The 8,846-nt window shown below is 38.6% G+C and carries 6 protein-coding genes, 1 rRNA gene and 1 other annotated feature; of the genes, 6 read left to right on the plus strand and 1 reads right to left on the minus strand.

Annotation, left to right across the window (positions count from 1 at the left end; all coding sequences use genetic code 11):
• Positions 1–98 precede the first annotated feature (98 nt).
• The 4 genes from rrf (at position 99) to asnB (ending at position 5,380) form a co-directional block, all read left to right on the plus strand.
• Positions 99–214: ribosomal RNA gene (gene rrf / locus MOK21_RS23480) — 5S ribosomal RNA — on the plus strand.
• Between the two features lie 295 nt (positions 215–509).
• Positions 510–1,973, plus strand: coding sequence for an IMP dehydrogenase (gene guaB / locus MOK21_RS23485; RefSeq protein WP_249076370.1), 1,464 nt, complete (start codon positions 510–512; stop codon positions 1,971–1,973).
• Positions 1,974–2,114: 141 nt separating this feature from the next.
• The gene (locus MOK21_RS23490; protein ID WP_249076373.1) at positions 2,115–3,437 is read left to right on the plus strand and encodes a D-alanyl-D-alanine carboxypeptidase family protein; all 1,323 of its coding nucleotides are present in this window, start codon (positions 2,115–2,117) and stop codon (positions 3,435–3,437) included.
• A 104-nt stretch (positions 3,438–3,541) separates the two neighbouring features.
• Positions 3,542–5,380, plus strand: coding sequence for an asparagine synthase (glutamine-hydrolyzing) (gene asnB / locus MOK21_RS23495; protein ID WP_249076374.1), 1,839 nt, complete (start codon positions 3,542–3,544; stop codon positions 5,378–5,380).
• Between the two features lie 89 nt (positions 5,381–5,469).
• On the opposite strand, the gene pdxR is transcribed toward asnB, so the two are convergent.
• Positions 5,470–6,894 (minus strand): MocR-like pyridoxine biosynthesis transcription factor PdxR, encoded by a 1,425-nt coding sequence (pdxR, locus tag MOK21_RS23500; protein WP_249076375.1) that lies wholly within the window; start codon positions 6,892–6,894, stop codon positions 5,470–5,472.
• Positions 6,895–6,999: 105 nt separating this feature from the next.
• Here pdxR and pdxS point away from each other — a divergent pair, with 105 nt between their 5' ends.
• Complete coding sequence (gene pdxS, locus MOK21_RS23505) at positions 7,000–7,884, plus strand: pyridoxal 5'-phosphate synthase lyase subunit PdxS (protein WP_249076376.1); 885 nt, start codon at positions 7,000–7,002, stop codon at positions 7,882–7,884.
• Position 7,885: 1 nt separating this feature from the next.
• Positions 7,886–8,449, plus strand: a complete 564-nt coding sequence (gene pdxT / locus MOK21_RS23510) for a pyridoxal 5'-phosphate synthase glutaminase subunit PdxT (protein ID WP_249076377.1) — start codon at positions 7,886–7,888, stop codon at positions 8,447–8,449.
• A 49-nt stretch (positions 8,450–8,498) separates the two neighbouring features.
• Positions 8,499–8,715 (plus strand) — a binding site (T-box leader).
• The last annotated feature ends 131 nt before the right edge of the window (positions 8,716–8,846 follow it).

The following is an 8,846-nucleotide window of genomic DNA, read 5'->3' on the forward strand; positions in this document are numbered from 1 at the left end:
GACGAATACTAATCGATCGAGGACTTAACCAAAACGTTTGAAACATTCAATGCACCGTTTATCCAGTTTTGAAAGAATAATTCTTTCAATTAAATATGTCTAGTGATGATGGCAAAGAGGTCACACCCGTTCCCATACCGAACACGGAAGTTAAGCTCTTTAGCGCCGATGGTAGTTGGGGGCTTCCCCCTGTGAGAGTAGGACGTCGCTAGGCAATTTAGACAGTCAGCTGTATGCTGGCTGTTTTTTTTATGAAAAACCTTAATAATTGATCAATAATTCCACAAAATTTGCCTAAAATAAGACGAGCTTAACTAATATTTATTCTAAATGCAGAAGAAAGATAAAAGGCTATATTTTTCACAGTATAAAAAGGGGAGAAAAAACTATCAAGGTTATCACTCCGAAAAGTCTGAATTGTCTTTCTTTTATAAGTTTCTTGACAGTAGCTTAGCACGTTGTTAATCTTACAATTAATATTCTTTTAACTATAGGAGGACGTTACGAAAATGTGGGAAACTAAATTTGCCAAAGAAGGTTTAACTTTTGATGATGTATTATTAGTACCAGCGCATTCAGAAGTATTACCGAAAGATGTTGATCTATCAGTTCAACTAACACCGAAGATTAAATTAAATATTCCAATGGTCAGCGCAGGCATGGATACAGTTACAGAATCTAAAATGGCAATTGCTATGGCACGTCAAGGTGGTATCGGTATTATCCATAAGAACATGTCAATCGATGAGCAAGCTGAGCAAGTAGAAAAAGTAAAACGTTCTGAAAATGGCGTTATTACAAACCCATTCTTCTTAACTCCGACTCACCAAGTTTTCGATGCAGAGCATCTAATGGGTAAATACCGAATTTCGGGTGTACCAATTGTTGATAGTATGGAAAGCCAAAAACTAGTAGGGATTATTACAAACCGTGACTTACGTTTTATTTCTGACTATTCTTTAAAAATTGACGATGTTATGACAAAAGAAGATTTAATTACAGCTCCTGTTGGAACGACTTTAGAGGATGCTGAAAAGATTCTTCAACAATATAAAATCGAAAAGCTACCAATTGTAGATGAAGAAGGTAAATTAACTGGATTAATTACAATTAAGGATATCGAAAAGGTAATTGAGTTCCCTAACGCTGCAAAAGACGTTCATGGTCGTTTATTAGTAGGGGCAGCAGTTGGTGTTTCAAAAGATACAATGATCCGTATTGAAAAGCTTGTTGAAGCACAAGTGGATATCGTAGTCATCGATACAGCTCACGGTCATTCTGAGGGCGTATTACAAACAATTCGCTCTATCCGTGAATCTTATCCAGAGCTTGAAATTATCGCTGGTAACGTGGCAACAGCTGAAGGTGCACGCGCATTATTTGAGGCTGGTGCAGATGTAGTGAAAGTTGGTATTGGACCAGGATCTATTTGTACTACTCGTGTCGTAGCTGGTGTAGGTGTACCACAAATTACAGCTGTTTACGATTGTGCAACAGTTGCACGTGAGCTTGGTAAAGCAATTATTGCTGATGGAGGCATTAAATACTCTGGCGACATCGTTAAAGCTCTAGCAGCAGGTGGTAACGTTGTAATGCTTGGTTCACTTCTTGCAGGTACTTCTGAATCTCCAGGTGAAACTGAAATTTTCCAAGGTCGTCGTTTCAAAGTTTACCGTGGTATGGGTTCAATTGGAGCTATGGAAAAAGGTTCAAAAGATCGTTACTTCCAAGAAGATGCGAAAAAATTAGTTCCAGAAGGTATTGAAGGTCGTCTTCCATACAAAGGGCCTTTATCAGATACTATTTATCAACTAATCGGTGGTGTTCGTGCCGGTATGGGGTATTGTGGTTCAGCAAACCTTGAGTTCTTACGTGAACATGCTCAATTTGTTCGTATGACAGGTGCAGGTCTACGTGAATCTCATCCACATGATGTTCAAATCACAAAAGAATCACCAAACTATTCGATGTAATATATTACTAGCAACTTTTATGCTCTCGAATCGTCTACAAAGATGACACGAGAGCATTTTTTTATGATAGAGAGTACGCACGGAACTTACTATATATGATAAAATGTCGAGGACAAGATTATTTTTTGGAGGGCTTTAAAGGTGAAAAAGACAATGAGCACTGTCATTCGCTTACTCCTAATTCCTGTTTTGTTATTTAGTGTTTTAGCAGGTATTCCAGCGAAGGCAAATGCAGAAACAGATTTAGGACTACACGTGGATGCTGCAATTTTAATTGATGCAGATTCAGGAAAAATTTTATATGAACAAAATGCAGATACTTCATTAGGTATTGCAAGTATGACAAAAATGATGACTGAATACCTGCTATTGGATGCAATTGAAGCAGGTACGGTTAAGTGGGATCAAGAGTATCACGTAACGGATTATACGTATAAAATGTCTCAAAACCGTGCATTAAGTAACGTACCATTGCGTAGAGATGGGACTTACAAAATTAAAGAATTATATGAGGCAATGGCAATTTACTCTGCAAATGCTGCAACGGCGGCTATAGCAGAAACAATTGCAGGTACTGAAACTGAGTTTCTAAAGCTAATGAATAAAAAAGCAGAAGAGCTTGGTCTTAAAGGTTATAAATTTGTGAATTCTACAGGTCTTAATAATTCAGACTTGTTTGGTATGCAGCCAGCTGGTACAGGAGTAAATGATGAAAACGTAATGCCTGCTAAATCTGTAGCTAAATTAGCATATCATTTACTAAAAGATCATCCAGACGTATTAAAAACGTCTAAAATTGCAAAGAAGAAGTTCCGTGAAGGTACAGATGATAGTATCGACATGATAAACTGGAACGCTATGTTGCCGGGATTAGCGTACAAATATGAGGGCGTTGACGGATTAAAAACAGGTACAACAGACTTTGCTGGACATTGCTTTACAGGTACAGCAGAGCGCAATGGTACACGTTTAATTTCTGTAGTTATGAAGGCAGTAGGAGAGGATCCAAAAAAAGCGCGCTTCGATGAAACAGCTAAATTGTTAAACTATGGTTTCTCACAATTCTCGAAACAAGAAATTGTCCCTGCGAACTATAAGTTTAAAGATCAAGAAACAGTAAAAGTTACGAAAGGTAAAGAAAAGAAAGTAGCGATTGCTGTTAAAGAACCAGTTTCATTTATGGTTAAGTCATCTGAGAAAGATTTATATAAACCTAAGCTGGTATTAGACAAAAAGAGTCTTGAAGCAGAGGTTAAGAAGGATACAGTTGTCGGGAAGGTAGTTATCGAGCGCTCAGAGGGCACAGATTACGGTTTTATTGACGGTAAGGACCTTAAAGCTAATGTTGTTACAACAGAGGCTGTAGAGCGTGCTGGAGGTATCTCATTATTCTTCCAAGGTATTGGTAGCTTCTTTGGAAACTTATGGAGTGGCATTACTGACTTTGTTGGTGGCTTATTCTAATAATCACTATAAAGAACACGTAGATGTTGTTTAAAACATCGCGTGTTCTTTTTCACATTTTTACGCTTTACTGCATACGCTATTAGGCGAAAGGATGTGGCTAAATGTGTGGCATTACAGGATGGGCTAGCTTTCAAAAAGATTTAAGAAAAAGTAATGAAGTTCTAAAATTAATGACAAAAACGTTAAATAATCGAGGGCCTGATGATGAAAATATTTGGTGTAGTGAGCATATTGCATTTGGCCATCGTCGGCTGGCTGTCATAGATTTAATCGGTGGTAAGCAACCGATGAAAAAAGTTCATGATGGTGTAAACTATGTCATTACATATAATGGCGAGCTTTATAATACAGAAGAATTAAGAAAAGAGCTTCAAAATCGAGGGCATGTTTTTACAACCCATTCAGATACGGAAGTATTATTAACGGCCTATATTGAATGGAAAGAGCAGTGTGTTGATTTTTTAAATGGAATTTTCGCTTTTGGTATATGGGATGAACGATCACAATCTCTTTTTTTATGTCGGGACCGACTAGGTGTAAAACCTTTGTTTTATACAGAACAACAAGACGGCTTACTCTTTGCTTCCGAAGTGAAAGCAATATTAGCTCATCCATTGATTAAAGCGACCGTTAATACGGAAGGGTTAGCAAATATTATGGCTGTAGGACCATCTAGAACGCCCGGAAAATCACTTTTTCAAAATATTAGCGAACTACGTCCAGGATATGCGATGCGTTTCTCTAGGGAGGGCATACGAGTTTGGCAGTATTGGCAGTTACAGAGTATACGTCATGAAGAATCATTAGAAGAAACGATCGATCATGTCCGCTTTTTACTCACGGACGCTATTGAACGGCAGCTTGTTTCAGATGTACCAATCTGTACATTTCTTTCAGGCGGATTAGATTCCAGCATTATTACAGGAATTGCAGCAAGCATGTTCCAGCAACAAAATAAAGGTAAACTGCATACGTATTCTATAGACTACGAGGATAACGAACGTTTTTTTAATCCACATGCATTTCAAACATCCACAGACACTTATTGGATTCAAAAAATGACAGATACCTTTAGTACAACACACCATGCTGAGGAAATTTCGCAACAACAATTAATCGATTTCTTAATAGAATCTGTCATCGTTAGAGATTCACCAGGGATGGCAGATGTCGATTCATCGTTATTATGGTTTTGTAAAGAAGTTAAAAAGGACTTTACCGTTGCACTATCAGGTGAATGTGCTGATGAAATTTTCGGGGGTTATCCATGGTTTACAGAAACGACTACAGGTTTTCCTTGGATTCGTTCACTGTCTGAAAGATCAACGATGTTGCAAGAGCGATGGCGTAAGAAATTAAAAGTTGAATCATATGCACAACAGGCTTATTCACAAACAATTGCTGAAGTACCCTATCTTGATGGGGAAAGTATTGAAGAAGTGAGACAACGTGAAATGTTTTATTTGAATATGGTCTGGTTTATGCAAACATTGCTAGAACGAAAAGATCGTATGAGCATGGGGGCGAGCCTTGAAGTTCGTGTACCATTTGCAGATCATCGTCTTGTAGAATATGCATGGAATATTCCTTGGGAAATGAAAAATTTAGGCGGAATAGAAAAGGGTTTGCTTCGTAAGGCAATGCAACATTTATTGCCAGAAGAAGTTTTATATCGGAAAAAGAATCCGTACCCTAAAACCTATCACCCAGTCTATACAGTCGGTGTCCAAAAGTGGCTAAGAGAGATAATGGAGAACAAAAATTCAATTCTTCATGAGTTATTTGAACGACAGAAGCTAATAGAGTTAATTGAATCGGGTGGCAGTTCTTTCAAAGTTCCTTGGTACGGACAATTAATGGCAGGTCCACAGCTGTTAGCCTATCTGGGCCAAATCCATACATGGTTTGAGCTGTATAATATTCAGCTAATTGAATCGTAATATCAATTTCTCCTTGCTGCATTTGGCCGCTGCCGCTTCGCTTTCGTACTTGGTGAAATTGCTGATATATAGAAACACCAATCAATCCTTTAACGTGAGGTTGATTGGTGTTTTTTCTTTATATCCCAACAGTTCATAAGCTTTTTGATAGAAGTTTCAATTTCACCTTCAGGTAAACCACCGAAACCTAGTAAAAATTGAGCTTGTGAAGGTGTTGTGTGATCTAGGCGATAATCAGATAATGGATAAATTCTGATTCCTGCATTGGAGGCAAGCTGCTGTAAATGTTTTTCAGACAAAGTATGCTGTACATTGAGTAAAATATGCATTCCTGCTTGCTCACCAGTAATGTTAATTTGATTAGAATAGTTTTCTAAAATAGAAGTAAGCTTTTCATGCTTTTTTCGATAAATTTTCCTCATGCGATTTAAATGCTTGGCAAAATGACCGTCACGCATAAAATTTGCTACGATATGTTGATCGAAACGAGGTACTGTTGATGAATAGTAGTTAAATACATCATTATAAGTTGCCAGTAGTTTTGGTGGAAGTACAAAATAAGCAACGCGCAAGGACGGCATTAATGATTTAGTAAATGTACTCATATAAATCACTTTGTCATTTCGATCTAATGCATGAAGCGCAGGAATTGGTTTTCCAGTATAACGAAATTCTGAATCATAATCATCTTCAATGATATATCGAGAGGAGCTTTGTGCAGCCCAATTTAAAGCCTGTGCACGTCTTGTAGCAGATAATACTGCTCCTGTAGGGAATTGATGTGATGGCGTGATATAAACAACGTCAGCGCTAGTTTTTTCGAGCTCATGGATGACAATTCCTTCATCATCGACTGCAATTGGATAGACTTTCCTTTTATGCTGGGAAAACATACGATGAATAGCTGAATACCCTGGGTTTTCAAGCGCAAAGCAAGTATCATCACCAAAGAGACGTAAAATCATTGGTAGAAGCTGCTCTGTTCCTGAGCCGATGACAATTTGCTCGGGGCTACAAATAACCCCGCGTGATTGAAATAAATAATTAGCAATCTCCGTTCGTAAAGATAGTTCTCCTTGAGGCTCACCTGTTAATAATAATTCCTTTGAGGCATCATCAAAGAGTTCTTTCGCATATTTCCGCCATGTTTGAAATGGAAAGGCATCAATATCGATAGAACCTGGATTAAAATCTATTTTGTAAGATTTTTTCTTAGGTTGCTCGTGTAAAGAAAGTATTGTGTCCTGCTGAATATATGGAAGCTCGTCAATTTCCTCTACAAAATAACCGACACGGGATTTAGACATAATATAGCCTTCAGCAAGTAACTGTGCATAGGCAATTTCAATAGTTGTTTGAGAAATATTCAAAAAATCGGCTAATTTTCTTTTTGATGGTAATTTTTCTCCTACTGCAATTTTCTTTGTAATAATAGCTTCTTTAATGCCGCTATAAAGCTGGTCATAGAGCGGTTTTTCACCATTTTTTTCTAGTTGGAATAATAGCATGTCCATGTTCATTCCTCTTTCTGACCTTATGGTTATTTTGTAAACTGGATATTTTTATATGGTCAATTTCGATTATACTAAATTTCATCATAAAGGTGGAGGTTAGAAATCATGAAACAAACAGGTACAGAATTAGTAAAGCGTGGGATGGCAGAAATGCAAAAGGGTGGCGTCATTATGGATGTTATTAATGCAGAACAGGCGAAAATTGCGGAAGCGGCTGGAGCTGTAGCTGTCATGGCGTTAGAACGAGTACCATCAGACATTCGCAAGGCGGGTGGTGTTGCACGTATGGCTGATCCTCGTATTGTAGAGGAGGTTATGGGGGCTGTATCTATACCTGTAATGGCAAAAGCACGTATTGGACATATTGTAGAAGCCAGAGTGCTAGAAGCGATGGGTGTTGATTATATTGATGAAAGTGAAGTATTAACTCCGGCAGATGAAGAGTTTCATTTATTAAAAAGTGATTATACAGTGCCCTTTGTTTGTGGGTGTCGTGATTTAGGAGAAGCTGCTCGACGCATTGGTGAGGGAGCTTCCATGCTACGAACTAAAGGGGAACCGGGGACGGGTAATATCGTAGAGGCGGTTCGCCATATTCGTAAAGTGAATGCGCAAGTACGTAAGGTAGTTGGTATGACAGAGGATGAATTAATGACAGAGGCTAAATTGCTTGGTGCTCCATTCGAATTATTAAGAGAAATTAAGCATCTTGGCCGTTTACCAGTCGTGAATTTTGCAGCAGGTGGAGTTGCTACGCCAGCAGATGCAGCATTAATGATGGAGCTGGGGGCTGACGGTGTATTTGTTGGTTCTGGTATTTTTAAATCAGAAAACCCAGAGAAATTTGCTCGTGCAATTGTTGAAGCTACTACGCATTATAAGGACTACAAGTTAATTGCAGAAATTTCAAAGGAGCTAGGTGTTCCGATGAAAGGCATCGATATTGCACAGCTTAGTCAAAATGAGCGTATGCAAGAGCGAGGCTGGTAAGATGAAGCGAATCGGTGTTTTAGCATTACAGGGAGCGGTGCGAGAGCATGTGCAAATGCTAGAGTCTCTCGGATGTGAAGCTGTCTTAGTAAAACAAAAATCTGATTTAGAGAAGCTTGATGGACTTGTCTTGCCTGGTGGAGAAAGCACAACGATGCGCAAATTGCTGAATCGATACGAGCTATTAGAGCCAATTCGCACACTTGCAAAGCAAGGTTTACCGATGTTTGGAACATGTGCAGGATTGATTTTACTAGCAAAGGAATTAGTGGATTATGAATCACATTTAGCTGTAATGGATGTGGTAGTTGCACGAAATTCTTATGGACGTCAGGTAGATAGCTTTGAAGTAAAGCTCGATATACCTAAAATAGGTCCTGCCATTCCGGCTGTCTTTATACGCGCGCCACATATTGTTTCTGTAGGTGAAGGTGTTGAAGTATTAGCAGAGCATGACGGGAAAATCGTGTTAGCAAAAGACAATCATTTATTAGGCTGTTCATTCCATCCTGAATTAACGGCAGACGCACGTATTCTTGAATATTTTGTATCTTTTATGGTATGACTTGCAAAATCTCATTTCATATAGTACAGTATGGATAAAATTTAAATAACTGAACACGATGATGGGAAGTAGTAGCAAGCACGTTTTTTTTAGAGAGTCAGCGGGTGGTGGAAGCTGATAAAAGCACTTGTGAATCCGTCCTGGAGTTGCGCAGTCGAAGTGAATGAAGTAGGCTGTCGCCGGCTGAAATGCCGTTATGAAATAAGTGGATTAGACAAATTGTCTAGTCAATTAGGGTGGCAACGCGGGTAGCTCTCGTCCCTTTATGGGGATGAGGGCTTTTTTGTGTTTCCACTAACTATTTTCCCATCATTAAGAATCTACTGGAGGTATGACGATGTTAGATATTAAACGCGTGCGCGACAATTTCGCGGAAATTAAAGAAATGTTATTAACA

This window comes from Lysinibacillus sp. BPa_S21 (assembly GCF_023337795.1).
Classification (GTDB): Bacteria; Bacillota; Bacilli; order Bacillales_A; family Planococcaceae; genus Lysinibacillus.

Excerpts from the sequence above, each read along its gene's own strand:
- pdxS (WP_249076376.1), top strand. The coding sequence starts at position 7,000 with ATGAAACAAACAGGTACAGAATTAGTAAAGCGTGGGATGGCAGAAATG.
- pdxT (WP_249076377.1), top strand. The coding sequence starts at position 7,886 with ATGAAGCGAATCGGTGTTTTAGCATTACAGGGAGCGGTGCGAGAGCAT.
- pdxR (WP_249076375.1), bottom strand. The coding sequence starts at position 6,894 with ATGGACATGCTATTATTCCAACTAGAAAAAAATGGTGAAAAACCGCTC.
- guaB (WP_249076370.1), top strand. The coding sequence starts at position 510 with ATGTGGGAAACTAAATTTGCCAAAGAAGGTTTAACTTTTGATGATGTA.
- asnB (WP_249076374.1), top strand. The coding sequence starts at position 3,542 with ATGTGTGGCATTACAGGATGGGCTAGCTTTCAAAAAGATTTAAGAAAA.